The organism is Zhengella sp. (genome assembly GCF_041397485.1).
Lineage (GTDB): Bacteria > Pseudomonadota > Alphaproteobacteria > Rhizobiales > Rhizobiaceae > Zhengella.
This window is the reverse complement of record NZ_JAWKWO010000004.1, coordinates 1-24,824: the sequence shown is the minus strand read 5'-3', so window position 1 is coordinate 24,824 and position 24,824 is coordinate 1. Positions and strand designations below refer to the sequence as shown.

Annotated in this window: 24 protein-coding genes and 1 tRNA gene; 15 read left to right on the top strand and 10 right to left on the bottom strand. The window is 63.3% G+C overall.

All coding sequences use genetic code 11. From position 1 onward, the window contains the following. Window positions 1-71 precede the first annotated feature (71 nt). Window positions 72-1,637, top strand: coding sequence for a hypothetical protein (locus R3D65_RS12625; protein WP_371275600.1), 1,566 nt, complete (start codon window positions 72-74; stop codon window positions 1,635-1,637). A 92-nt stretch (window positions 1,638-1,729) separates the two neighbouring features. Here R3D65_RS12625 and carA read toward each other — a convergent pair whose 3' ends face one another. Then, window positions 1,730-2,932: a glutamine-hydrolyzing carbamoyl-phosphate synthase small subunit gene (gene carA / locus R3D65_RS12620; RefSeq protein ID WP_371275599.1), complete on the bottom strand. Its 1,203-nt coding sequence runs from the start codon at window positions 2,930-2,932 to the stop codon at window positions 1,730-1,732. Between the two features lie 326 nt (window positions 2,933-3,258). On the opposite strand from carA, the gene R3D65_RS12615 reads away from it, so the two are divergent. After that, window positions 3,259-3,708 (top strand): GatB/YqeY domain-containing protein, encoded by a 450-nt coding sequence (locus R3D65_RS12615; protein ID WP_371275598.1) that lies wholly within the window; start codon window positions 3,259-3,261, stop codon window positions 3,706-3,708. A gap of 69 nt (window positions 3,709-3,777) precedes the next feature. On the opposite strand, the gene R3D65_RS12610 is transcribed toward R3D65_RS12615, so the two are convergent. Further along, the gene (locus R3D65_RS12610) at window positions 3,778-3,990 is read right to left on the bottom strand and encodes a DUF2061 domain-containing protein (RefSeq protein WP_371275597.1); all 213 of its coding nucleotides are present in this window, start codon (window positions 3,988-3,990) and stop codon (window positions 3,778-3,780) included. A gap of 242 nt (window positions 3,991-4,232) precedes the next feature. On the opposite strand from R3D65_RS12610, the gene dnaG reads away from it, so the two are divergent. From dnaG to R3D65_RS12580, 6 genes are all read left to right on the top strand, one after another. Continuing rightward, the gene (dnaG, locus tag R3D65_RS12605) at window positions 4,233-6,158 is read left to right on the top strand and encodes a DNA primase (RefSeq protein WP_371276032.1); all 1,926 of its coding nucleotides are present in this window, start codon (window positions 4,233-4,235) and stop codon (window positions 6,156-6,158) included. Between the two features lie 330 nt (window positions 6,159-6,488). Further along, entirely contained in the window at window positions 6,489-8,519 is a 2,031-nt protein-coding gene (gene rpoD / locus R3D65_RS12600; protein ID WP_371275596.1) for an RNA polymerase sigma factor RpoD, read from the top strand. A 177-nt stretch (window positions 8,520-8,696) separates the two neighbouring features. Next, window positions 8,697-9,284 (top strand): hypothetical protein, encoded by a 588-nt coding sequence (locus R3D65_RS12595; protein WP_371275595.1) that lies wholly within the window; start codon window positions 8,697-8,699, stop codon window positions 9,282-9,284. Window positions 9,285-9,391: 107 nt separating this feature from the next. Continuing rightward, window positions 9,392-9,670, top strand: a complete 279-nt coding sequence (locus R3D65_RS12590; protein ID WP_371275594.1) for an HlyU family transcriptional regulator — start codon at window positions 9,392-9,394, stop codon at window positions 9,668-9,670. Window positions 9,671-9,672: 2 nt separating this feature from the next. Continuing rightward, window positions 9,673-10,095, top strand: coding sequence for a secondary thiamine-phosphate synthase enzyme YjbQ (locus R3D65_RS12585; RefSeq protein ID WP_371275593.1), 423 nt, complete (start codon window positions 9,673-9,675; stop codon window positions 10,093-10,095). Window positions 10,096-10,165: 70 nt separating this feature from the next. Then, window positions 10,166-10,453 (top strand): hypothetical protein, encoded by a 288-nt coding sequence (locus tag R3D65_RS12580; protein ID WP_371275592.1) that lies wholly within the window; start codon window positions 10,166-10,168, stop codon window positions 10,451-10,453. Window positions 10,454-10,523: 70 nt separating this feature from the next. Here the strand turns inward: R3D65_RS12580 and R3D65_RS12575 are convergent, their stop codons facing one another. From R3D65_RS12575 to R3D65_RS12565, 3 genes are all read right to left on the bottom strand, one after another. Then, the gene (locus R3D65_RS12575) at window positions 10,524-10,901 is read right to left on the bottom strand and encodes a hypothetical protein (protein WP_371275591.1); all 378 of its coding nucleotides are present in this window, start codon (window positions 10,899-10,901) and stop codon (window positions 10,524-10,526) included. A gap of 364 nt (window positions 10,902-11,265) precedes the next feature. Continuing rightward, window positions 11,266-12,855 carry an OmpA family protein gene (locus R3D65_RS12570; protein ID WP_371275590.1) on the bottom strand — a complete coding sequence of 530 codons (1,590 nt, stop codon included), beginning with the start codon at window positions 12,853-12,855 and terminating at the stop codon, window positions 11,266-11,268. Between the two features lie 100 nt (window positions 12,856-12,955). Beyond that, window positions 12,956-15,085: a DUF294 nucleotidyltransferase-like domain-containing protein gene (locus tag R3D65_RS12565; RefSeq protein WP_371275589.1), complete on the bottom strand. Its 2,130-nt coding sequence runs from the start codon at window positions 15,083-15,085 to the stop codon at window positions 12,956-12,958. 158 nt (window positions 15,086-15,243) lie between these two features. Between R3D65_RS12565 and R3D65_RS12560 the strand changes: the two genes are divergently transcribed. From R3D65_RS12560 to R3D65_RS12545, 4 genes are all read left to right on the top strand, one after another. Continuing rightward, window positions 15,244-15,693, top strand: a complete 450-nt coding sequence (locus tag R3D65_RS12560) for a YcgN family cysteine cluster protein (protein WP_371275588.1) — start codon at window positions 15,244-15,246, stop codon at window positions 15,691-15,693. Window positions 15,694-15,782: 89 nt separating this feature from the next. Beyond that, the gene (locus R3D65_RS12555; RefSeq protein ID WP_371275587.1) at window positions 15,783-16,199 is read left to right on the top strand and encodes a ketosteroid isomerase-related protein; all 417 of its coding nucleotides are present in this window, start codon (window positions 15,783-15,785) and stop codon (window positions 16,197-16,199) included. After that, window positions 16,189-16,779 carry a GNAT family N-acetyltransferase gene (locus R3D65_RS12550; RefSeq protein WP_371275586.1) on the top strand — a complete coding sequence of 197 codons (591 nt, stop codon included), beginning with the start codon at window positions 16,189-16,191 and terminating at the stop codon, window positions 16,777-16,779. Before R3D65_RS12555 ends, R3D65_RS12550 begins: the two co-directional genes overlap by 11 nt. Before the next feature lie 162 nt (window positions 16,780-16,941). Next, window positions 16,942-17,298, top strand: coding sequence for a hypothetical protein (locus tag R3D65_RS12545; RefSeq protein WP_371275585.1), 357 nt, complete (start codon window positions 16,942-16,944; stop codon window positions 17,296-17,298). Between the two features lie 61 nt (window positions 17,299-17,359). Here the strand turns inward: R3D65_RS12545 and R3D65_RS12540 are convergent, their stop codons facing one another. Further along, window positions 17,360-18,088, bottom strand: a complete 729-nt coding sequence (locus tag R3D65_RS12540; RefSeq protein ID WP_371275584.1) for an SIMPL domain-containing protein — start codon at window positions 18,086-18,088, stop codon at window positions 17,360-17,362. A gap of 110 nt (window positions 18,089-18,198) precedes the next feature. Here R3D65_RS12540 and R3D65_RS12535 point away from each other — a divergent pair. Next, window positions 18,199-18,275, top strand: a tRNA-Ile gene (locus R3D65_RS12535). 231 nt (window positions 18,276-18,506) lie between these two features. On the opposite strand, the gene R3D65_RS12530 is transcribed toward R3D65_RS12535, so the two are convergent. The 4 genes from R3D65_RS12530 to R3D65_RS12515 form a co-directional block, all read right to left on the bottom strand. After that, window positions 18,507-20,198 carry a recombinase family protein gene (locus R3D65_RS12530; protein ID WP_371275583.1) on the bottom strand — a complete coding sequence of 564 codons (1,692 nt, stop codon included), beginning with the start codon at window positions 20,196-20,198 and terminating at the stop codon, window positions 18,507-18,509. Next, window positions 20,195-20,707, bottom strand: a complete 513-nt coding sequence (locus R3D65_RS12525; protein WP_371275582.1) for a DUF2924 domain-containing protein — start codon at window positions 20,705-20,707, stop codon at window positions 20,195-20,197. The genes R3D65_RS12530 and R3D65_RS12525 overlap by 4 nt, the downstream gene beginning before the upstream one ends. Window positions 20,708-20,711: 4 nt before the next feature. Further along, window positions 20,712-21,107, bottom strand: a complete 396-nt coding sequence (locus R3D65_RS12520; RefSeq protein WP_371275581.1) for a DUF3489 domain-containing protein — start codon at window positions 21,105-21,107, stop codon at window positions 20,712-20,714. Between the two features lie 546 nt (window positions 21,108-21,653). Further along, window positions 21,654-22,373, bottom strand: coding sequence for a putative quinol monooxygenase (locus R3D65_RS12515; RefSeq protein WP_371275580.1), 720 nt, complete (start codon window positions 22,371-22,373; stop codon window positions 21,654-21,656). Between the two features lie 160 nt (window positions 22,374-22,533). Between R3D65_RS12515 and R3D65_RS12510 the strand changes: the two genes are divergently transcribed. Both R3D65_RS12510 and R3D65_RS12505 read left to right on the top strand, forming a co-directional pair. Beyond that, complete coding sequence (locus R3D65_RS12510; RefSeq protein ID WP_371275579.1) at window positions 22,534-23,406, top strand: LysR family transcriptional regulator; 873 nt, start codon at window positions 22,534-22,536, stop codon at window positions 23,404-23,406. Between the two features lie 115 nt (window positions 23,407-23,521). Continuing rightward, a complete protein-coding gene (locus tag R3D65_RS12505; RefSeq protein WP_371275578.1) occupies window positions 23,522-24,550 on the top strand; it encodes an IS110 family transposase in 1,029 nt (342 codons plus the stop codon). Window positions 24,551-24,824 lie beyond the last annotated feature (274 nt).

Sequence of the window (24,824 nt, the reverse complement as noted above, 5' to 3'; positions counted from 1 at the left end):
TTCGGGCATGGGAAATGAGGTGGTCAGCGATGACTGTATGGAAACGGTTTCTCGGATCGACGGATGGAAACATGGCGCTCATGACGGGCGCGCTGGCGATTCCGCTCGTGCTGGCCTTGGGCGTTTCCATCGATTATTCCAACCTTGCCAAACGCGCGAGCAGCCTTCAGCAGGCAGTGGACAGCGCTGCGCTGGCCATTGCCCGGGAAGGAATGACGATCACGGATGCGAAGGCCCGTGCAATCGCGCGGGAATTTGTCGGCGCCAACCTGCAGGACAAGGTGCGGAAGGTCACCGTCAACCGCAACGGCTATTCGGTGCGCGTGGCGGCGACCGTGGAGCCGGACCTCGTTTTCGGGGAACTGCTGGGCACGCAGACATGGCGGATCGCGCGGGATGCCGTGGCAGAATATGCGCCGCTGCGCTATGAAATCGCATTCTCGCTCGACCAGACCGGGTCGATGGAGGGGGCAAAGCTGGCAGCGATGAAGAACGCGGTCAACTCGCTCGTCGATGCCATGTCGGCGCAGGTGTCGGTCAAGTCAAACCTCAATTTCGCCGTGGTGCCCTATGCCGCCTTCGTCAATGTGGGGCCGCAATATGCGCCCGACTTCGACGAGACGGGCAAGGTCGTGAAGGGAACGGGCGCCGACTGGTTGGACATTTACGGCCAGGTCAAGATCGATCAGCACGAATTGCCAGCCAACCTGTCGCGCTTCGAGGTCTATCATGCGCTCGGCGTGAAATGGCCCGGCTGCGTCGAAACCCGCGACCCGACGAAAAAGGCCGACCACGATGTGATGGACACAGCGCCGACGAAATCGGATGCCGGCTCGCTTTTCGTGCCGACCTTCGCCATTGACGAGCCGGACGACCGCTGGCCTGGCGGCTGGCCGCGCTATCCCAACAATTACATCAAGTCCGACGTCAGCGTTCTGGACAAGACGCCGGTGGGGATGAGCCTGAAGCTGGCCAAATACGGCTTGCACAAGGTGGGCGGCATCATCGAGCGCGATCCGGCCCTGACGGTGACGATGGATACGTCACCCTCCAGGTTCTATGGCAATGAATCGGACCCCAAGGGGCCGGGCTACGGCTGCGAGGTGGAACCCTTGTTGCCGCTGACCAGTTCTGCAGCCGCCGTCAAGGCCAAGGTCAATGCCAACAAGGCCAATGGCTCGACCAATATCACCGAGGGCGTGATGTGGGGCTGGCGGCTGCTTTCGAACCGTGCGCCTTTCACCGAGGGCAGCGCAAGTGGCGCCAGGAAGGTGCTGATCCTGCTGACCGACGGCGCCAATTCCTATGGCCTGCTGAACAATGACCTGCATTCGGGCTATGGCAGCGTGGGCTATGTGGCCGATGGACGGATGGACGGGGTCAGGATCTCCAGTTCCGTGGACGATGCGCGCAAGGCGATGAATGCCAAGACGCTTGCCGCCTGCACCAATGCCAAGGCCGATGGCATCGAGATCTACACGATCCGGCTGGAAGTCGACGACAGCGATACGGGAAAACTTCTTTCCGCTTGCGCAACGGATGCCGACCACTATTTCGACAGTCCGTCCGCCGAGGATCTCGAACCTGTCTTCAAACAGATTCGCGACCGGATGACCGTGGTGCGCCTGGCAAGCTGACGCCGGCATGGCCACCATGGCGACCTGACGGAATCGAAACGGGCGGCCCGCCAGCGGACCGCCCGTGAAGCATGCTCCGCGAAGCGGAAGGCTCAGCGTTCGGCAAGTTCCGGCTCGCCCTTGCGGGCGCGGATCATGTTGGCGAAGCGCTGGAACAGGTAATGGCTGTCCTGCGGGCCGGGCGAGGCTTCCGGGTGATGCTGGACCGAAAAGACCGGCTTGCCGGTGAGCATGAGACCGCAATTGGAGCCGTCGAAAAGTGAGACATGGGTCTCCTGGACACCCTCCGGCAGGCTGTCGCCATCCACCGCGAAGCCGTGGTTCATGGACACGATCTCCACCTTGCCGGTGGTGTGGTCCTTGACCGGGTGATTGGCGCCGTGATGGCCCTGATGCATCTTGGAGGTCTTCGCGCCCAGCGCCAGCGCCAGCATCTGGTGGCCGAGGCAGATACCGAAGAGCGGAATGTCCGTCTTCAGCAAGTCGCGGATCATCGGCACGGCATAGTCGCCGGTGGCCGCAGGGTCGCCCGGACCGTTGGACAGGAAGATGCCGTCCGGATCGAGCGCGAGAATGTCGGCGGCGGATGTGCCGGCCGGAACGACGGTCACCTTCGCGCCGAGACCCGCCAGAAGGCGCAGGATGTTGCGCTTGACGCCAAAATCCACGGCGACGATGTGCATCCGCTCCCCGGACAGGTTGCCATAGCCCTCATCCCAGACCCAGGGCGTCTGCGACCAGGCGGCCGACTGGCCGGAGGTCACGTCGCGGGCGAGGTCGAGGCCGACAAGCCCGTGCCATGCCTTTGCCGCCGTCTTCAGCGCCTCCAGGTCGAAGCGGCCGTCCGGATCATGGGCGATGACGGCATTCGGCATGCCCTTTTCGCGGATGAGGATCGTCAGCGCGCGGGTGTCGACGCCCGCCATGGCGATGATGCCGCGTTTCGTCAGCCACTCATCGAGATGCGAGGCCGCGCGATAATTGGACGGGTTGGTCACATCGGCCTTGAAGACGGCGCCGACGGCGCCATGCCGGCCGGCCGGCGTCAGATCCTCGATATCCTCGTCGTTGGTGCCGACATTGCCGATATGGGGGAAGGTGAAGGTGACGATCTGCCCGGAATAGGAGGGGTCGGTGAGGATTTCCTCGTAGCCGGTCAGGGCGGTGTTGAAGCAGACTTCGGCCTGGACCGAACCGGTCGCGCCGAGGCCGCGGCCCTCGATGACGGTTCCGTCGGCCAGAACGAGAAGGGCGGTCGGACGGGCGGTCGTCCAGGGCAGGGTGTTTGCGGTCATGGCTGTACTCCGTCGTCAGGCGCCGGCGGGCAATCTCTGGGGGATATGGGTGTTTCGGCTGCGGTCCCATACACCTTGAAAGGACAAAGGACCAGCGCCATATGTGGCCCGCACGACAAAAGTGGCCCGTAAACGGCAGAAAAATGCCGCGAAACTGTGGCCGCGGATCGCCCGGCGGGCGCTCCCGCGTGCATGCCGTCAATCGGAAAATGTTGTGAATTTCGACAAAGAGGCTTTGAAGTCAATGACTTGCTGCGCCTCGAAACGATTTGCATCCGGCGCCGGTCGGCGGTAAATTCGCAGCGCTTTACAGGAGGCAATCCACCATGCGCGAAGAAATCGCCGCGGCGCTGAAAAACGCGCTCAAGGCACAGGACAAACGACGCGTCTGCACGCTCAGGCTCATCCAGGCGGCCGTTACGGACCGCGATATCGCCAATCGCGGTGCCGGCAAGGATCCTGTCACGGATGAGGATATCCTGCAGATCCTGGCGAAAATGGTGAAGCAGCGCGAAGAATCGGCCAAGGCCTTCGAGGATGGCGCGCGGCTGGACATGGCCGAGCAGGAACGCCAGGAAATCGCCATCATCCGCGAATTCATGCCGCGCCAGCTTTGCGAGGAAGACACGAAGACGGCCGTGCGCCAGGTCATCGACGACATCGGCGCGGAAGGCCTGCGCGACATGGGCCGCTGCATGGCCACGCTCAAGGAGCGCTATCCCGGTCAGATGGACTTCGCCAAGGCAAACGGCATCGCGAAGAACATGCTTCAATAGCGGATTTGTCCCGGCAGTTGACGGAAGGGCCCGGTGTGCCACAGGCACCGGGCCCTTTTGCTTGCCCGCTCATTGCGGCATGCTGCGGCGGCCGAAGGGGACCTTCAGCCAGGCGCGTTCATGCAGGTAATAGAGCAATGACTTCGTCGCCACCTCCGTCAGGCCGATGGCGGCGGCAAGACGCAGGCTGCCGGTGATGACCAGCGAGATGAGCATGGTGTCCAGCGTGCCTGTCACGCGCCACGAAATGGCCTTGGCGAGGCTGCGGGCATGGGTTTCCAAGGCATTGACCCTCCGGTTGACGTCGGCGGAACCCTAGCAGCCGCTGCCACCTTGCGCAGGAGCGCTGTTTGCGCGTTTGATGGCGGGCGGGAAATAATATCTTGCCCAGCGCCGGAATGCGGGGAATACAACGCGCTGGCACCGGGCTCGCGGGCAGACGGGTCCGGGCCAGGCCGTTTGCGGAACCGTTTCCTGGCATGCGGCCCAGGGCCTTTGGACAATGAGGCGGAAAGGTGAGCCATATGCGTTTTGCGCAATCCTTCCTTGACGAAATCAGGGATCGCGTGCCGATTTCGGCCGTGGTGGGATCGCGCGTGACCTTCGACCGCCGGAAGTCCAATCCGGGCAAGGGCGACTTCTGGGCCTGCTGCCCGTTCCATGGCGAGAAGACGCCGAGCTTTCACTGTGAGGACCGCAAGGGCCGTTATCACTGTTTCGGTTGCGGCGTGTCGGGCGACCATTTCCGCTTCCTGACAGAGCTTGACGGTATGCCGTTTCCCGAAGCGGTCGAGCGTATCGCGGAAATGGCGGGCGTGCCGATGCCGGCGCGCGACCCGGAGGCGGAGCGCCGCGAGCAGGCGCGCGCTTCCCTGAGCGACGTGATGGAGATGGCGGCGCGATTCTTCGAGGAAAAGCTCCAGGCGGCCGAAGGTGCAAAGGCGCGGGCCTACCTGCGCGGCCGCGAACTCAATTCCGCCATCCAGCGCGAGTTCCGCCTGGGCTATGCCCCCGACAGCCGCAATGCGCTCAAGGAATTCCTTTCGGCAAAGGGCGTGGCGAAGGAGCAGATGGAGGCCTGCGGCCTGGTGGTTCACGGCCCGGACATTCCCGTTTCCTATGACCGTTTCCGCGACCGCGTGATGTTTCCCATCACCGACACACGCGGACGGGTGATCGCCTTTGGCGGGCGGGCGCTGTCGCCGGATGTGCCGGCGAAATATCTCAATTCGCCGGAGACGGACCTCTTTCACAAGGGGCGGGTGCTCTACAATCACGGGCCGGCGCGGCGCGCGGCGCAGGAAGCTGGAACGGTTGTCGCCGTGGAAGGCTACATGGATGTCATCGCGCTGGCGCAGGCCGGCATCCGCCATGCGGTGGCGCCGCTCGGCACGGCGCTGACCGAGGAGCAGATGGAACTGCTGTGGCGCATCAGCGGTGAGCCGGTGCTGTGCTTCGACGGCGACCAGGCCGGGTTGAAGGCGGCATGGCGGGCCGCCGACCTGATCCTGCCATCGGTCAAGCCGGGGCACACAGCGCGCTTTGCGCTGCTGCCCGAGGGCCAGGACCCCGATGACCTGATCAAGGCGCAGGGCGGCGAGGCGATGCAGGCGGTGCTGCGCGAGGCGCGGCCGCTGGCCGACCTGATCTGGATGCGCGAGACGGCCGCCGGTGTGTTCGACACGCCGGAGCGCCGGGCGGAACTGGAGAAGCGGCTGCGCGACGCGGTCTTCCGCATTCAGGACGAAAGCGTGCGCCATCACTATCTCCAGGACATGCGCGAGCGGGCGCAGGCCTTTTTCGGAACCGGGCCGCGCAACCGGCAGCGCGACAGCCGGGGCAGGGGCGAGAAGGGCGGGCCGCGGCTGGGCGGCGCGTCCAGCCGGCTTGCCGTCTCCGACAGCCTTGCGCGGTCGGCGCTGGTGCGCCAGGCCCAAGGCGGCCTGCCGCTGCGCGAAACCGTTCTCGTGCTGACGCTGGCCAATCATCCGTTCCTGCTGGATGCGCATTTCGAGGATTGCGACCAGCTCGAACTGGACAGCCCGGACCTGCGCCGGCTGTTGTCGGTGCTGTTCGATGCGATGGCGCATGGGCGCACGGGCGACCGGGAGGAAACGCTGGCGGCGGTGCGCGCGGCCGGCCTCGGCGATGTGCTCGACCAGGCAGACATGCTGGCGCGGCGGGCGCGGCAATGGACGGCGCTGGGCGATGCGGCCAGCGAGGATGCCCGCGAAGGATTCCTTCAGGCGCTCCACTTGCACCGGTCGGCGCGCGGCTTACATAAGGAGCTCAAGGCGGCGGAACTGGCGCTGGCCAACGAACCGACAGAGGCCAATTACCGCCGGTTGCTCGACATCCAGGAGCAGATGCGCAAGGCCCGCGCGACGGAAGCGATCATCGACGGATTCGGTGTGGCTTCGGGGCGTGGACCGGCGCGCAGATCGTCCTGAAAAACCGGGCCTGAACAACTGATTCGCATTTTCGCCCCGAATCATGGCATTGCCGGGGTTGACGCAGGCGAAATAAACCGGAATCAGACAAGTTTGGACCAGAGCGCAGGACAAGGCCCCATATCCGACGTGCGGCCTGAAACACGGGATTGCGGATTGTCTGCATCGCAGCCGAACAGGGTTAGGGCCGCATTAACGGGCGTCTTGCTACTGGCAAGGACCGACCTACCTTTACAGAACGGATTCGTGTCCGGACCCTGACGCAGCGACAGACAACGGACAAACAAGGCCGGCGTGACCGCGACTCGCGCCGAGCAGAGAGAAGAAAGCATGGCGACCAAGGAAAAGGAAGAGGTTGAGACCGAGACCAACGCGCCCGACGGGCCGTTGCTCGACCTTACCGACAGCGCAGTCAAGAAAATGATCAAGGCCGCCAAGAAGCGCGGCTACGTGACCATGGACGAACTGAACGCCGTCCTGCCCTCCGAAGAGGTCACCTCCGAGCAGATCGAGGATACCATGTCGATGCTTTCGGACATGGGCATCACGGTGGTCGAGGATGACGAGCAGGGCGAGGACGACGCGCCCAAGGATTCCGGCGACGACGAGGAAGAGTCCAACGAGGTCGCGACCCAGCAGGGCACGGCCGTTGCCACGACCACGAAGCGCGAACCGGCCGACCGCACCGACGATCCGGTGCGCATGTACCTGCGCGAGATGGGTTCGGTGGAACTGCTTTCGCGCGAGGGCGAAATCGCCATCGCCAAGCGCATCGAGGCCGGACGCGAGACGATGATCGCGGGCCTGTGCGAAAGCCCGCTGACCTTCCAGGCGCTGATCATCTGGCGCGACGAGCTGAACGAAGGCAAGATCCTGCTGCGCGAGATCATCGATCTCGAAACCACCTATGCCGGTCCCGAGGCCAAGCAGGCGCCGGCCGTTCCCACGCCCGAGGAAATCGAGGCGGCGAAGAAGGAACGCGAGGAGAAGGAGCGCCTGGCCCGCCAGCCGCGCCGGCGCGATGACGACATCACGAATGTCGGCGGCGAGGCGCAGCCGGAGGAAGAGGAAGAGGACGAGGACGAGCAGAACCTGTCGCTGGCCGCCATGGAAGGCGAGTTGCGCCCGCAGGTGATGGAAACGCTCGACCTGATCGCCGATACCTACAAGAAACTGCGCAAGTTGCAGGATCAGCAGGTGGAAAACCGGCTGGCGGCTGCCGGCACGCTGTCGCCCTCGCAACAGCGCCGCTACAAGGAACTGAAGGACGCCGTCATCACGGCGGTCAAGTCGCTGTCGCTGAACAACCAGCGCATCGAGGCCCTTGTCGAGCAGCTTTACGACATCAACAAGCGCCTCGTGCAGAACGAGGGCCGCCTGCTGCGGCTGGCGGAAAGCTATGGCGTCAAGCGCGAGGAATTCCTCAAGGAATACCAAGGCAATGAGCTCGATCCGAACTGGATGAAGCACATCGCCAACCTGTCGGCGCGCGGCTGGAAGGATTTCGCCAGGAGCGAAAAGGACCCGATCAACGACCTGCGGGCGGAGATCCAGAACCTTGCCCAGGAAACCGGCATTTCCATCGGCGAGTTCCGAAAGATCGTCAACCAGGTGCAGAAGGGCGAGCGCGAGGCGGCCATCGCCAAGAAGGAAATGGTGGAAGCGAACCTCCGCCTCGTCATTTCCATCGCCAAGAAATACACCAATCGCGGCCTGCAATTCCTCGATCTGATCCAGGAAGGCAATATCGGCCTGATGAAGGCGGTGGACAAGTTCGAGTACCGGCGCGGCTACAAGTTCTCCACCTATGCGACATGGTGGATCCGGCAGGCGATCACCCGGTCGATTGCCGACCAGGCCCGCACGATCCGCATTCCCGTCCACATGATCGAGACGATCAACAAGATCGTGCGGACCTCACGCCAGATGCTGCACGAGATCGGCCGCGAGCCGACGCCGGAGGAACTGGCCGAGAAGCTGGCCATGCCGCTGGAGAAGGTGCGCAAGGTGCTCAAGATCGCCAAGGAGCCGATCAGCCTCGAGACGCCGGTGGGCGACGAGGAGGATTCGCATCTGGGTGACTTCATCGAGGACAAGAACGCCATCCTGCCGATCGACGCGGCGATCCAGGCCAACCTGCGCGAGACGACAACCCGCGTGCTGGCCTCGCTGACACCGCGCGAGGAGCGCGTGCTGCGCATGCGCTTCGGCATCGGCATGAATACCGACCACACGCTGGAAGAGGTCGGCCAGCAGTTCTCCGTGACGCGCGAGCGTATCCGCCAGATCGAGGCCAAGGCCCTCCGCAAGCTGAAGCATCCCAGCCGCAGCCGCAAGCTCCGGAGCTTCCTCGACAGCTGAGCGCCATTTCAAGGCAGTGGACGAAACAAGGACCCGGGTGGAAACGCCCGGGTCTTTTCATTCGCGTGAAGCGCCGGCGCCGTTATCGTGGATAAAATCAATATTTCACTTGTTCGCATATAAGGGGGTCTGAATAAATGCGCATCCGTTACGAAAACGCATTCAGGGTCCCCCGGCATGAAACGAACCACATCCCTTCTTTCCATTCTCGCCGCATCGGCAATGCTTGCCGGTTGCGAAACGACGCAGGAGGTGAACCAGAGCCTGCAGACGACATGGATCGGGCAACCGGCCGAACTGTTCTTTGCCCGCCATGGCGCACCCATGCAGCAATTCGCGCTGCAATCGGGCGGCGTCAACTACACCTGGCGCGGCGGCGAGACGACCGTGACGATTCCGGCGCAGTATCGCCCGGCGCCGCAGCCGCAGAAGCCGAACCCCGCTTCGGGCGGTTTCGGCTCGCGCAACACGACCACAACCACGACCGTCTCCAATCCCGCGCCCGGCACCACGGTCACACGCACCGAAACGCGCTCGTCGGGCGTGCGTTTCAATCCCGATGCTGCACTGGCCGCTTTCGGCGGACAGCCTCAGACACCGCCCGGGCAAGTTCTCGTCCGTCCGGCGCAGACGCGCAGGCTGTTTTGCGAGGCCACCATCACCACCGACGCGCAAGGGCGGATCACCGCCTTCAACATCCTGCGTGACACGACCGGCGAAGGCTTCTCGCTGTCGCGTTGCAATGAGGTGCTGCGCGGAGCCTGACGGCTGGAAAAGGAGCGGGCCGCGCCGGCCCGTTCCGCCACCGGCGGTTTCACAAACACGGCCGGTTGGTGTATGGCTCCGGACAGACGGTCAAAGGAGGCAAGCGCATGTCCTTTCTCAAGCGCCTGTTCGGCGGTGGCGCGGATGCGCAGCCGATCAAGGCGGAAACGGTGGAGTACCAGGGTTATGCCCTGACGCCGATGCCGAAGGCCGAGGGCGGCATGTACCGGTTGCAGGGCCTGATCGTGCTGGGCGAGGGCGATGGGCGGCGCGAACACATGCTCATCCGCGCGGACATGTTCACCACATCCGACGATGCAGCCGATGCCTTCATGCGCAAGGCGCGGCTGCTGATCGACCAGCAGGGCGAGGACCTGTTCGGCTGATCATGGCGCAGACGCGGCTCACCATCGCGACCCGTGGCCAGGGGCTTTACGAATTCACGGCTGAGGCAACCGCTTTCGTGCAAGCGAATGCGCCGGCGGAAGGGCTGCTCACGATCTTCGTTCGGCATACATCCTGCTCGCTGCTGATCCAGGAAAATGCCGATCCCGATGTCCGGCGCGACCTGAAGGGCTTTTTTTCGCGGGTCGTGCCGCCAGCCGACGATCCGTCCATGCGCTGGATCGTTCATCGCGACGAGGGGCCGGATGACATGCCGGCCCATATCAAGGCCGCGCTGACCCAGACGTCGCTGGGCATTCCGGTGGCTGACAGCCGTCTTCTGCTTGGCACGTGGCAGGGGTTGTACCTGTTCGAGCATCGCGACCAGCCGCACCGGCGCGAAATCGTGCTGCATCTGTCTGCCTGATCGCGGTTTCCTTAACGCGGCCTTAATCCGTTGCCTGCAATGTCGGGCGGCGAAACCGGGGGGCCGCTTCATGCGCAAGGCTATCATCCTTTTTACGCTCGCCGCCTGCGCCCCGCTTGCAGGCTGTGGCACGGCTGCGGTCGTCGGTGCGGGGGCAACCTATGCGGTAACCAAGGCTGCGGTGAAAACCACGGTGGGCGCGGGAAAACTGGCCGGACGGGGTGTCGTGATGGCGGGGCGGGCTGTGCTGCCGGGCAGCGATGATGCAACCACGGTCGATCCGATGGCAACCGGGTCCATAAAGCGGCAGAGTGCGCAGACAGAGCCCGCCGTCCCTGTTCCGGGCAACCGGTACTGAGCAACACCCTGGCACGGAAAAAGGCGCCGTCCGTGGGACGACGCCTTTGTGCGATGCTGGCGAATGACTTTTACTGGGCGGGCGGAGTGGTGTCCGTGCCGCCGGCGGGGGCTTCGTCGCCTTGCGCCGGGGTTTCAGGTGCCGCCTGCGTGGCCGGTGCATCATCCATCGGCGCCGTATCGGTCGCCGCCGGCGCGTCATTGGTCATCGGCGCCGGTTCCTCGCCGGTCACGGAGCCGGTTTCGGTCGTGTCTGTGGGAACCTGGTCGGTCACTGCAGGTGTCCCGTCGGTCGCCACCGTGTCTGTCGTGGTGCCGGAATAGATCCAGGCGCCGACGGCCACGAGGGCAGCGATCGCCACCCCGGCGATCAACCAGCCAGCGCCGCTGGAAGAGGCTTCGGCGCGGGTCTCGCGATAGTCGCGGCGGGGGGATTGGTTCTCGTTCATGGAAGGTCTCCTTGCAAAACAATCGTCATCTGCGTGGCGTTGCCTGAGAGGCAAGGCTCGAAGAGAAGAACGGCTTTTTGGCGGGCGCGGTTCCGGGGCAGGGATCACAAGTCGTGAAAGACTGAAACAGCGGCAGCATGCGGGCCGGCATGGCTGGCGGCATGAAAAAGCCCGGCCGGAGAGGGGAGAACCGGCCGGGCTTCGCTCCCGCGATCAGGCAAGGGACAGGGCCTGCATTCGGGATGAGGCAGGGATGGTCTGAAGATAGGCATCGAAAGTGGAAATGCGATGGGCGCTCTTGGACCATTTCGGGGCAATATGGTGGCAGGCGGCGTGAGCCGCCGCCCGCCCGCCGGGCATTCCCTCACTGGGCGCGGGCGCTGTTGCCCGGTGCGACAAGCGGCGTGATCCGGCGCACGGTGACCCGCCGGTTCGCCGCCGAACGGCCTTCGGTCTCGACCTTGAGATCGCTTTCGCCATAGCCCTGTGTGACCAGGTTTTCCGGCGGCACGTCGAACACGTCCGTCAGGGCGATGGCGACATTCTCGGCGCGCCTGTCGGACAGGGCAAGGTTGGCCACTTCCGATCCCACGGCATCCGTATGGCCTTCGATGAGGAAGGATTCGGACGGATTGTTGCCGACGATGCGTTTGATGGCATCTGCCAGGTCCTGAAGCTTGCCGATGTCTTCCTCGCGAATCCGGGCAGAACCGAAAGCGAAGTTCACCGTCTCCAGATCGATGCGGGGGAGCTTGTCGCGCAGGCGTTCGGAATAGCGCACCTCATCGACCGAGTAGAGGCGTTCGGCACGCTCGACCGGCGGCTGTTCGAGGAACTCGTAGTAGTCCTCGGGCGAAGCCCGCCGGGGCTCCCAGACATAGCGGTCACGCGGCACCGTCACGCGAAGCGGAGGCAGGCCATAGTCACGGTCCCAGCGTTCACGCCCGATGGGCATGTTGTCCCAGCGGTCGCGGGGAACGTAGAAGAGCACGGTTTCGCGCCCGTCCGGACCGATGCGCGAGCGGCGCAGGATTTCGCCGTTCCGCCCGTAGATCGTCACGATGGAGACGTTGCGCCTGTGCACGGTTTCGCGGATCCGGCCGCCGCGCAGACGCTCGACCTCGACATTTCTGGAGCGGCGGCGGATTCGCTCGTCGCGCCCGTCCCTGCGCTCGACCACGAGGCCGCCATCGCCAAGCCGGATCACCACCCTGTCGTCGAACTCGCGCACTTCACGCGCATCCCGGCGCTCACGCCAGCGCGGGCGCGTCGCGACATCCCGTCCGTCCTCGATCCGTTCGCCGCGCTCGCTTTCGATCGGCTCGATGGGTTCGTCGATGCGCACGCGTTCCTCGCGGCGGCGACGGTCCCTTTCCTGTCCGGCCAGCTCGCTCTCTTCAGGCCTGGCTTCCGGGGTGGGTACCGGTTGCTGCCGCTCCTCGGCCTGTTCGGTAGGCGCGGCGTCGGCTTCGGGCTCGGTGGCGGGCTGCTGCTCCTCGGCCTGTTCGGCGGGCGCGGTCTCGGCCTCCGGTTCGGCGGCGGGCTGCTGCTCCTCTTCGGCCTGTTCGGCGGGCGCGGCCCCGGATTCGGGTTCGGCGGCGGGCTGCTGCTCCTCTGCCTGTTCGGCGGGCGCGGCCTCGGCTTCGGGCTCGGCAGCGGGCTGCTGCTCCTCGGCCTGTTCGGCGGGCGCTGCTTCGGCTTCGGGCTCGGCGGCGGGCTGCTGCTCCTCGGCCTGTTCGGCGGGCGCGGCCTCGGTTTCGGGCTCGGTGGCGGGCTGCTGCTCCTCCAGCTTTTCCAGCACCTTCTCCTCCTCCTTCGCGGTATCGTTCTGCGCGAAGAGCAGCGTCCGGGATTGCTGGGCCACCGCCGGCTGCGTTGGTGCAAGCGGTGCTGCTGCGAGCGGCGCGATGCCGGTGAGGGTGCTGGCCGTTGCCAGGAGGACGAGACGTCTCATGCAATTTCCTTTCGCGGGTTCGGTCCCTTCGACAAGGAAATCCATTGCACGGGCATCTGTTCCGCAAACTGCCGATGTATGGCGGGAAGATGGCCTTTGGCTACATCAGCCCCCGCGCCATGGAGGGCACCGACGCCACCTGCTTGAGCGCCGTCTTGAGCGCTTCCTTCTGGTTGGCATCCAGCATGTTCACGTTGACCGCGTTGGTGGGCTTCAGGCCGGCATCGAGATCGCGGCTCTGCTGGTGCAGCATGAGATTGAGCAGGACCGCGTGGGCCGACAGGACCGATTTCAGGTCTCCGGCATTGCCGATCTCGCGCGAGATGAGCCCTTCGATCCGGGCGCGCGTGGAATGGACGGGGATGTCGTGGGCCAGCGCCATGACGCGGGCTGCCGCCACAACGGCGAACAGGCCGTAGGCCTTGAGATCGAGGCGGCCATTCTCGGTGCGCAATCCGCCGAACAGGGTGAAGGCGCCGGGCGGCTCGGCAATGTTGGCCGCCATGTGGCGCGGCAAGACCGCCTTCGGGCCGCCCTTGCTCCAGGCATGGTCGAAAAGGGCATGGCCAAGCGCCAGATCGCCATGGACCGGCAGGAGATCAAAGAAAATGTCGACATTGAGCAGGTCCTGCGGCGTGGTGCGTCCGGTCCAGCCGTCGATCCGCTTCTTCCATGTCTCCAGCGAGCCGCGGAATTCCGGATTGGTTGCCATGACATTGCCCTTGCAAAGCGGCACGCCGGCGGCATGCAGGGTCATCGTCATCTTTTCGGCCATGGCGGCAAACCATTGGTCTTCCGGCCCGTCCGGTGCGCCCTCGGCATAGACGATGGCATTGTCCTGGTCGGCGGCCAGCAGGCTTTCGCCACGTCCGCCAGAGCCGAGGACGAGAACGGCATAGGGGCAGGGCGGCCCGCCCTTGCCCTCTTCCTGCATTTCCCGCTCGGCAAGCTGGGCGGCACGGCGGGTCAGCGAGCGCAATTCCTCGCTGGTGATCTCGGCGATGAGGCGGGCATCGAGCCCCTCCTTGACCAGCAGGCCCACGACAGAGGGCAATGTGGCCCAAGCCGCGGCCATTTCCGCAGAGGATGTGGCCGTCTCGATGGCGTCGTCCAGCTTGATGGCGGCGCCGGCGCGCAGCTTCAGCAGGTCGCGGGCCGAGACGATGCCCGTCAGCCGCCCCGCATTGTCACGCACCGCCAGATGGCGGAAGCGCAGGCGGTCCATGCGACTCATGGCGCGATAGGCGAAGGCGGCCTCGCGGATGGATGCCAGCGGCCCCTTGATGAGATCGCCGGCGGTGCGGCCAAAGGCTTCCGCGCCGCGCGCGGCGATTTCGCGCATCACGTCACGCTCGGTGACAATGCCATATTCGGGAACAGGCCGGCCCTGGGCGGCCTGCGGATGAATGAAGACGGAGGAGATGCGCCGGTCGGTCATCAGCGTGACGAGGTCGCGCAGCGGCAGGCTGCCATCCACGACAACCGGCGGCTTGCTCATCATGTCGCCGACCCGATGCTGGTAGGCATAGGGGTCGAACTGGCTGAACGTGCGCTGGAGTTCGATCTCGCCACCGTCGATGACCGGTGCCGCCCATCCGGCCTTGCGGGCTGCATCGCTGTTCGTGCCCTGTCCGGTCTGGCGCAGCGTGGCGCGCTCGGCCTCGCCGACGGTCCTGATTCCCACCGCTTCCAGTTTCGGCACCAGGGCGATGAAGATTTCCGCCGTTGCCTCGGCATCGCCCAGCGCCGTGTGGCGGCCGACAATGCTCACATCCAGCCATGCGGCGATGATATCCAGCGAATAGTCCGGCAGCGACGGGTTGGCCAATTGCGCCAGAAGACGGATGCACAGCGTGCGCGGCCTGACCCAGCGCTGCCCGGATCGCACGCATTCACGTTCCAGAACCGCCAGGTCGAAGCCGATGGCGTAGCCGACGACAAGGCGCGCGCCGATGAAATCCTGCGTATCGCGCCAGACCTCGGGAAAGGGACGCGCCAGACGCACCATGGCGTTCGTGATGCCGTGAAACGCCGTGGATTGCGCGGGAATCGGCTCCCCGGGGTCAACGAGTTTTTCCATGCAGTCGGACGGGGTGACCTTGCCGTTGGAAATGCGAACGGCGCCGATCTGCACGATACGGGCCTTCTTGGGGTCCAGCCCCGTCGTTTCGGTGTCCAGCGCCACCGCGTTGAGCATGGACAGGGGCGTTGCGCCCGTGACGTGTTTCATTGCCTTCCCCTCCCGGCCCCTCAGCCTTTTGCGCACACTGTCATGGAGAAACCGGCGCGACCTTGATCGGAGTCAGATGATCGGGCAAGGCGACGAAAGTTTCATCTTCGAGCCTGTCCCGCCTTGACGAAGTCCAACAGTGCTTCCACACACGCGCCATGAATGACGAACCGTTCTGGAAGACAAAGCAACTGGAGGCGATGAGCCGTGCGGAGTGGGAAAGCCTCTGCGACGGCTGCGGCAAGTGCTGCCTTGCCAAGCTGGAGGACGAAGATACCGGCGAGATCTACTGGACCTCGGTGGGGTGCCGCCTGTTCGATGCCGGCGCCTGCCGCTGCACCGACTATGCCAACCGTGCCGCGCTGGTGTCCGATTGCGTGCAATTGACGCCGGACAATGTGCGCACCATCGCCTGGCTTCCCTCTACCTGCGCCTACCGATTGATCGCCGCAGGCGAGGACCTGCGCTGGTGGCATCCGCTGGTTTCCGGCTCGCGCGAGACGGTGCATCAGGCCGGCATTTCGGTGCGCGGGCGGGTGAGCGCGCATGAGCAGGATCTGGACGATGCGGAAGCCTATCTCGCCCACATGCTGGATGACGAACCCTGAGCGCGATTCGATGCCGTGCGCGGGCAATTGAACCGGATGGCGGGCTGCGGCATTGTCAGACCGCCGATTGACCGGGAAAGGAAAACGAGATGACCGCAGACGAAACCCGCGTGCTTGTCCGGCGCTACCTGGAGGCATTCAACGCCTCCGACCACGAGGCCATGCTGGCGCTGCTCGCCGAGGACGTGGCGCATGACATCAACCAGGGCGGGCGCGAGATCGGCAAGGAGAAATTCCGCTGGTTCAACGCGATGATGAGCCGGCACTACGAGGAGACGCTGGGCGACATCGAGATCATGGTCAATGAAAGCGGCAGCCGGGCGGCGGCCGAATTCACCGTGCGCGGCACCTATCTGGCCACTGCGGACGGGCTGCCGCCGGCCAACGGGCAGACCTATTCGCTGCCGGCGGCCATCCTGTTCGAGGTGGACGACGGATTGATCAGCCGGGTGACGACCCATTACAATCTCGCTGACTGGATCGCCCAGGTTTCCGATGACCGTTGAGGTGCGCCGACTGGCGGCAGATGAGGTGGAGCGGGCGCTCGACGAGCTGGCGCGGTTGCGCATCACCGTCTTCCGCGCCTTTCCCTATCTCTATGACGGCGATCCCGCCTATGAACGCCGCTATTTGCAGACATACCTTAAATCGCCGGGCGCCGTGGTCATCGGTGCTTTCGATGGCGGCAGGCTGGTTGGTGCGGCGACCGCTTCGCCGCTGGCCGATCATTTCAGCGAATTCGCCGAACCCTTTGCCAAAGCGGGCCTTTCGCCGGAGCGCTATTTCTATTTCGGCGAGTCGGTGCTGATGCCGGACTATCGCGGCCGTGGCATCGGCGTGCGTTTCTTCGATGAGCGCGAAAAGGCGGCGCGCGCGCAGGGTTTCGGGGCTTGCGTCTTTTCCGCCGTGGTGCGCCCGGCCGGCCATCCGATGCGGCCTGCCGATTACATGCCGCTGGACGCCTTCTGGAAAAAACGCGGCTACGCGCGCATCGAGGGGCTCACCACGCATTTTTCCTGGCGCGATACCGGCGAACCGGCGCAAACAGCCAAGCCAATGGAATATTGGCAGAAAACGCTTTCTTGACCCTGCCTTTTCCGTGCTGCGCGGAGGGGCTGTTGACGATATGAACGAAACATGAATGGCAGGTTCGGAACGGGTTCAGGCCGTCTCTTCTAGTCTTCGATCATGCCCGGAAGGAACCGGGCTTGGAGCCCCGAAGAGCCCTGACAAACCCGGAGAAAACCCATGTTCAAGACCGTTCGCACCATCGCCCTTTCGACCATGCTCGGCCTCGGCGCCATTGCCGGCGCATCGGCTGTCACGACGACATCTGCCGAAGCTGCGTCGCTTTCCTTCGGCGGCAAGCATGGCCATGTCGAGGTCCGTTTCGGCCATGGCCGTCATCACGGCGGATGGCACAAGGGCGGACGCCGCAGCTTCTGCAGCCCGCACCGTGCCGTGCGCAAGGCCCGCCGCATCGGCCTGCACCGCGCCCATGTGCGCTTCGCCAACCGCCGCGTGGTCGCCGTGTCCGGCCGCATGTGGGGCCATCACCGCACACTGGTCTTCGCAAACACCCGCCATTGCCCGCGCATTCGCTGAGCGCGGCAGGCCATTTTCGAAAGCGCCGGGGTTGACGCCCCGGCGTTTTCCGTTGACGCGCCTATTTGCCGATGGCGAAGGTGACGTTGACATCGACCGTGTAGGTGTTCTCGCCGCCGGCGAGCGGCACGGCATCGGCCGCCTCCGACCGCATGGCCATGGCGGCCATCAGGGGGCGCGGGTAAGGGCGGCTGGCCAATTCCGACATCTCCAGGATCGCGCCGACGGAAACGCCCGCGGCGTCGGCCAGGGTCCGGGCCTTTTCAATGGCATTCTCGACGGCCTTGCGCCTTGCCTCGGTCAAGGCGGCCTGCGGGTCGGCATTGGAAAAGCTCACCGAGCCACCCTGGTTGACGCCCAGCGAGACCGACTTGTCGAGGATGGCGCCAAGGCGGGCCATGGCGCGAATGCGCACGGTGAGCGTGTTGGAAACCTGGTAGCCGATGATTTTCGGGCTGTCTCCATTTCCGGATGCGCGCGGAAGAACATAGCGCGGCTGGATGGAAAAGCCGGAGGTTTGCAGGTCGCGGTCCTCTATTCCCTCTTCGCGCATCGCTTCGATGACCGCGGCCATGGCCTCGTTGTTGGCGTCCAGCGCGGCGCGCGCCGTATCGGCCTCGCGCAGGACGGTCATGGAGACGGTGGCCATGTCCGGTGCGAGCGAGACCTCGCCCTGGCCGGTCACGGCGATGCGGGGTACGGGTTCGTCTGCCATGGCCGAAGCGGGCGCGGCAAGGAAAAGCCCGGCAGCGAGGGCAAGGGCGAGGCGGCGGGAAGCAGGCAGTGGCATGGAATCCTCCTTGGCGGCATGTCGGACATGGTTGCACCAGCCAATTGTAGCGCGAATGCGGCGCAAGCGGCTTGTGCCGGGCGGAAAAAGACACTAATCAGCGGTTCGGCGGGCCTGTAGCTCAATTGGTCAGAGCCGGCGGCTCATAACCGCTTGGTTGGGGGTTCGAGTCCCTCCGGGCCCACCACTCAGTCTTCCGTTTTCGCGCTCTTTTGGTCGGTCTCGGAATCATGTCGTGTTTTCCGTGGGTTGGCGGGTGGTGTCGGCAAACACCTGGCGGAGAGACGACGACGAAGCCGGTTTCCGGTGGCATTTCTCCCAAAGTCTCTGTCGGGCCTGTTTCGTGCCCAAGTGTTTGCGGGCGCGATCGACGATTCGATCAGAACTGTTCGGGACGTGTGAGGGAAGAGGATTTTTCTCAGCCGAACCGCGTGAGCAAATCATCCTGGGCCGACCAGGAAAGCGGCAGGTCGGGAAGACGGGACAGGCGCTGGGCGGTGAGGCCCGCTGGATGCTTGCCAGAGACGATCTGAGCGGTGATGCCTGGCGACAGAAAGGCGAGGGGAAGTATGCGGCTGATCTCTGATGGTGTCGTGCCATGGGCCCTGGCGATATCAGCCATGGATCGGCTGGCGCCATCGGTGAGTGCGGCCAGGTAGGCCTGGGCGCGAAGAACCAGATTGATCAGTGCCGGATCGGGTTCCGGATTGGAGGCCGAGCCATCGGTCAGCACCAGGCGTGTTTCGACACCGCGACGGCGCAGCGTAAATGGACGCTCAAGTGTGATGGGGCCGTGATCCGGTACGGGTTCAACACGACGGCCAAGCAGAAGCTCGACCAGGTCTGTTGGATGAATCGTGATGCGCAGCGCTCCCGGTGTGATGTCGACGCGCTGCACGATCGTTTGCACCAGTGTCTTGCGCTTCGAGCGGGATTGTTCGATCCAGGTCGATGCCAGCTCTCCGGCTTTGAGGATGCCGGAATGGACCATCCCGGTTGGCGCCAACAGCTCAATCGCTTCTGACAGCATCGGACTGTTTTGCAAGAACTGAACGAGGCATTGCTCAACTGTCGCATCAAGCCTGTCTGCTGGAAGCCGCCAGCCTTCTGATCCATCGCGGCGCTGGTCAACCAGGTGCTGCGAGACATAGTAGCGATAGCGCACGCCCTTCCTGTTTGTATGAGCTGTCCGGATACGATTGCCGTCCTCATCAAAGATCAGACCGGTCAGCAGATGACTATCGGTGCGGTTGGTCGGCGACCGCCGTTCCCCTGCTCCCGCCGCAAGCGATGCCTGCACCTGATCGAACAGGGGCTTGTCTATGATGGCCTGGTGTTCGCCATCATAGACCTTGTCCCGATGACGGATCCTGCCGACATAGATCGGGTTGGACAGCAGGTGGTAGAGATTGCCGCGGCCAAAGGGGGCCGTGACCTTCACCGATCCATCTCGGCGTTTGACCGGTCGCGCATGAAGCCCCCTGGATCGTGCATCCTCGACCAGCAGGCGGACCGACTTGAGTTCCAGGTAGCGATGGAAGAGATAGCGAACGGTCGCGCATTCCTCTTCGTTCACCTGGAGCTTCCGGTTCTCGACGCGGTAGCCAAGGGGCACGGTCCCGCCCATCCACATACCCTTCTTCTTCGATGCCGCGATCTTGTCGCGGATGCGCTCTGCTGTGACCTCCCGTTCGAACTGGGCAAACGAGAGCAGTACGTTCAGTGTCAGCCGGCCCATGGAGGTCGTCGTGTTGAACTGCTGGGTGACGGAGACAAAAGAGGCACCAGCTTGATCGAGGGTCTCGACGATGCGGGCGAAGTCAGCCAGCGACCGGGTGAGCCGGTCAATCTTGTAGACGACGATGACATCGACACGGGCCTGACGGACATCGTCCAGCAAGCGCCGCAGGGCAGGGCGTTCCATCGTGGCTCCGGAGATGCCACCGTCATCGTAGCGTTCGCGGACACCCTTCCAGCCCAGGCCTGCCTGTGATGCAATGAAGGCAGCACAGGCCTCGAACTGGGCGTCGAGGGAATTGAAGTCCTGGTCGAGGCCTTCCTCCGTCGACTTGCGGGTATAGACCGCGCAACGGAGCTGTCGGGCGCTCATCGGCCTGCAATCCCGAAGAAGCGCGGCCCTGACCACCTTGTGCCCGTAATGCGCCGGGCGATGGCGCTGAGCGATCGGAAGGTCTTGCCTTCAAAGACAAAGCCGTCTTCGACCACATCGATGACATGGGGACGTCCGTTCCATGTGCGGACGAGCCGGGTGCCGGAGGCCAGCGCCGGCAAGGCAGGCGGCGGGGCAGGGCGTGCGACTGGATCCGAGGCAGCCGGTTTCGCGCTCCCGGACACACCGCTGTCCGTGTCCTTCAACACCGCCTCATCAGTCGTGGCAAGGGAAGCGATGCCCTGTCTCAGAAACCGGCGCACGGCTTTCGAATGGCTGCCGAGGCGACGGGACTGCAGGTGCCAGGCGGCGGAGCGTTCCAGCAAGCCCCGCTTCACGCCCCTGGGTGGTGGGTGGCCATGAGCGGTGATCCAGAGTGCGACCAGCTCATCGCGCTGGAGGCGGCTGATCCCAGCCACCTCCTTCTCGATCCTGTCTGACCTGGCCATCGGATCACACGGGCTCCGATGAAATCGAATAGCGGGCAACCCCAGCCTTGTCCGTCTGCTTTACCAAGTCCAGACCATGCTTCTTCCTGACGGTGCCTGACAGGAACCCGCGGACGGAATGGGGCTGCCATCCGGTGAGCTTCATGAGATCTTCAATCGACGCGCCCTTGCGGCTGCGCAGGGCTTGAAGCACCTGGTCGGTCTTGGTCGCCAGACGTTCGGGTTTTGGTGACGGCGCATTCGAAGACGGCTTCGGCGACCCCGTGGATCGGCCCTGAACCCGCCTTTGCCGCGGCGCCGAGACACGGCCAGGCGCCTTCATAACCGAGACAGGGCGTTCGGACAGTCCTTCAGCAGCATTCTCGTCGGCGACCTGGGTCTTTCTCGCAATCCTTGCCATGGGCTTTCTCCTTCGCTTCCGACACCGGACCATCCGGTGCCCGTACCGACGAAAGCCCGTGACCGGGCAGGGAGGGGGCGCCACGGTCAATCGACCGCGGAACGCCGCACCGACAGCAATGCTCGCGTGTGTGCAGAAGTCCAGTCGCGAAGACGTGAAAGTGTAAGAAGCTGGCCCTTGTCGGGGAGAGAATGAAGCGCCTGACAGCCGTTCGGGGAAGATCTTTCGAATTTGCGGCCTGCGAGTTGCTGAAAGCCAGAAACCGCCGTTTGGCGGGGTGACAACGAACTTCCGCTTCGCGCCCCCATTCCGGTCGTTCCCCATTTGGAACCAAGCTCCCGTAAGCAGCCCTTGGCCTCGCTCGGCAGCAACGTCCTGATAGGGAGGAGGGCGGAAGTTCGGCTTGGATGACATGAAGGTCTGCAGAGCGGACGGAGCGGCTTTCGCTGCGGTTACTCGAATGGCCGCTTTGGCGTGAATCTAAATTCAAACAGCAAAGCGCCCGATGGGTTTCACCGGGCACTTCTTTCTCAAGTCACCTCGAGATTACTTGGTAGCGAGGATGTCGAAATTGTGAACGTTTGCCACCACACCGTCGTCCCATCCGCCTGAGACCAATTCTGAAGCCTTTTCATTCAGGAGTCCGGCGACTTGTCCGGCAAAGTGCGCTTCGCGGCCAGAGTTGTCGGCAAAAATGTCGAAGATGGCGAAGTTGTTCTCGTCAATCTGCAGCGCCGCCCAGAACAATGTCTTGGGTTCGGTATCTGCAACGATGGGGCCGGCGGCGGTCAGCAAGGCTGCCAATTCGGGGCCTTTACCTCGAGCAGCTTCGAGCTTGATGTAAGTTGCGGTCGTTGCCGTGTAGAGATCAACCGGCGCTTTTGCCGACAGGACATCGGAGTTGTTGATATTCGCGACAACACCGTCGTCCCATCCTCCGTCGACCAACGTGTCGGCGTTTTGGTTCAAAGCCGCAGCAACCGCTCCTGAGAAGTGAGCGTCGCGTGCTTCTTCATCTACGAAGATGTCAAAGATTGCGAGCGTATCGTCGGCTTGCAGAGCAAACCAAAGTACAGTGCCCGGCTCTGTTTCTCCCACGATAGGTGCGGCACCAGCCAGAAACTCCGCGAAGGCTCCGGTCTGGCCTTCGGCGGCGGGCATGGCGATGTAGCTGGCAGTGTGATTTTCCATTGGGTTGTCCTGTGCAGTTGCAGAAGTTGTGATCAGAGCCAGTGCGGCGAATGTCTGAAGGATTTGCGTTTTCATAATCGTCCCCTGATTTGAAGTGCATCGTGTTTGGTTTCGATGCACTCTTGTCCCATGCCGGATGCGCCGGGCTCCAATTCCGAAATTCTATTCTTTGATAGACATGGGCTATAGAAGTTGTTTTGATGACCTGAGCCGAAATGTGACGGAGAATGCGGCGATGGAAATGAACCAGATCAGGTATTTTCTCGCTGTCTGCGAGCACCGGAACTTCACCCATGCGGCCAGTGCCTCCAATGTCTCCCAACCTTCCTTGACGACTGCGATCAAGAAACTTGAAGACGAGCTTGGAGGTGACCTGTTTGTCAGGGACCGTGCGGGATGCAGGCTTACGGCACTCGGAAAACTCATGCAGCCAAGGTTGCAGACGGTTCATGATGAAACGCGACAGGCTAAGGCCGAGGCGGTCCGTCATATGCGCTTGGAGCGGGTTCCAATCTCTGTCGGTATAGGCGAAACGATTGGCCACAACAGGATTTCGGCAGCTTTGGAGCGTACTCGTACGCGATTGCCGCAAGCCGAAATCGAACTGATCGTTGCGTCATCTTCCGAGCTTCTTGCTGGGTTGCGAGATGGTGAATTTGACGTTGTCGTCACAACAGAGAAGGTCAGCGAAGACCTCTATCGCATAGATCATCTCTATGATGAGGACTACAAGGTAGTGGTGTCAAAGTCGCACCCGTTGTCTGAACTAGATGCGATTTCTCTTTCGACTCTTGCTAAAACTGACATGCTTGACCGACTAAATTGCGAAATGCGGGATGCTTTGCATGCGACCTGCGCGGATCATGGTAACGAACTCTACGCGGCCTATCGGTCAAATCGCGTGGATTGGCTAGTTGAACTTGCTCGGCAAGGGTCAGGTGCGGTGATCCTGCCAGCCACCGCTATTCCTTCGGACATGGGCCTTGTGTCGAAACCCATCGATGGCCTTGAAATATCAAGAACTGTTTTGGCCCTTCGATATCGGCACCAAACGACGAGACCAGAGACAAATGATCTGATCCGTGAGATGACGCGCACGCCGGCGTAGTGAGGTCGGTCTGTTGATTTCCACTGAGAACTGATGGAGTGGATGCCCCCTCCCGACGGCATCGCAATGTGCCAGAGTGATGTGCGTTGAACGTCACTGAGAGGAGAGAGCATCCATGAAGGAAATTAGCATTGTCGGCTTGGACCTGGCAAAGCGAGTGTTTCAGGTGCACGCCGCTGGAAGCGATGGCGCGGTTGTCTTGCGTCGGAAGCTGTCGCGTGGACAGGTCCTCGCCTTCTTTACGGAGCTGCCGAAGTGCATTGTTGCCATGGAAGCATGCGCGACAGCGCACTATTGGGCACGTGAGATCGGCAAGTTCGGTCACGAAGTTCGCCTGCTCCCACCGGCCTACGTGAAGCCCTTCGTCAAGCGACACAAGAACGATGCGGCAGACGCCGAGGCCATTGTCGAGGCGGCGCTCCGCCCCTCGATGCGGTTCGTTGTTCCAAAGACCGAGAGCCAGCAAGCCCGTTCCATGATCTTCCGGACGCGCGATCTGTTTGTCCGCCAGCGAACGCAGCTTATCAACGCTCTTCGCGCTCACCTGGCTGAGCATGGAGTTATTGCGCCACAGGGAATTGCGAACCTGGCCTTGCTGTCGGAGATCATCGAGGAAGGCAACCTTGGCCTCGAACTCGTCGTCGTGGAAACCGCGCGGCTTTATCTTGAGCAGATCGAGGTGCTCTCCGCTCGTATTGCCGGCTTGGAGAAGACGCTCAGATCGGAAGCAAAGCGCTCCGAGGCCTCGGCCCGACTGATGTCGATGCCTGGGATGGGGCCGATCACCGCCATGGCGATCGAAGCTTTCGCCCCAACCATGAGCACATTCCGGAAAGGGCGAGACTTTGCGGCCTGGCTCGGGCTGGTGCCCAAGCAGCATTCGAGTGGCGGAAAGCAACAACACGGGCGAACCTCGAAGATGGGCCAACGCGATATCCGGCGGCTTCTGATCATCGGCGCGATGACCGTGATCCGATGGGCATGCCGCAAAGCCCCTCCCGAGAACTCATGGCTGGCGCGTATGTTGGCGCGCAAGCCACGCATGCTCGTTGCGATCGCGCTAGCCAACAAGATGGCTCGGTCGATCTGGGCAATGATGACGAAGAACGAGAGCTACAAGGAATCCGGGCTGGCTGCGGCATAGCAAACGCTGCGCTGCTGTGAGCACGGATCGTCGGCGTGTGAGGAGGTCAGCGAACGGTAAGGACAAAGATCGGTGAGAGTGGGTCTGGGAATGCATCCGGGTCAGTGAGCCACGAGCTCGTAGAACTGATTTGCACCAGGTCCGCGTAGCTCCATACCGGCCAGCGGTCGTATTCGTGCCGCAACGAAAGGCCTGATACATGACCGCACCCGATCACACGTCCAAATCGTTCGAAGAGAGCCTTGCATGAACGGGGGCATCCATACATGACCCG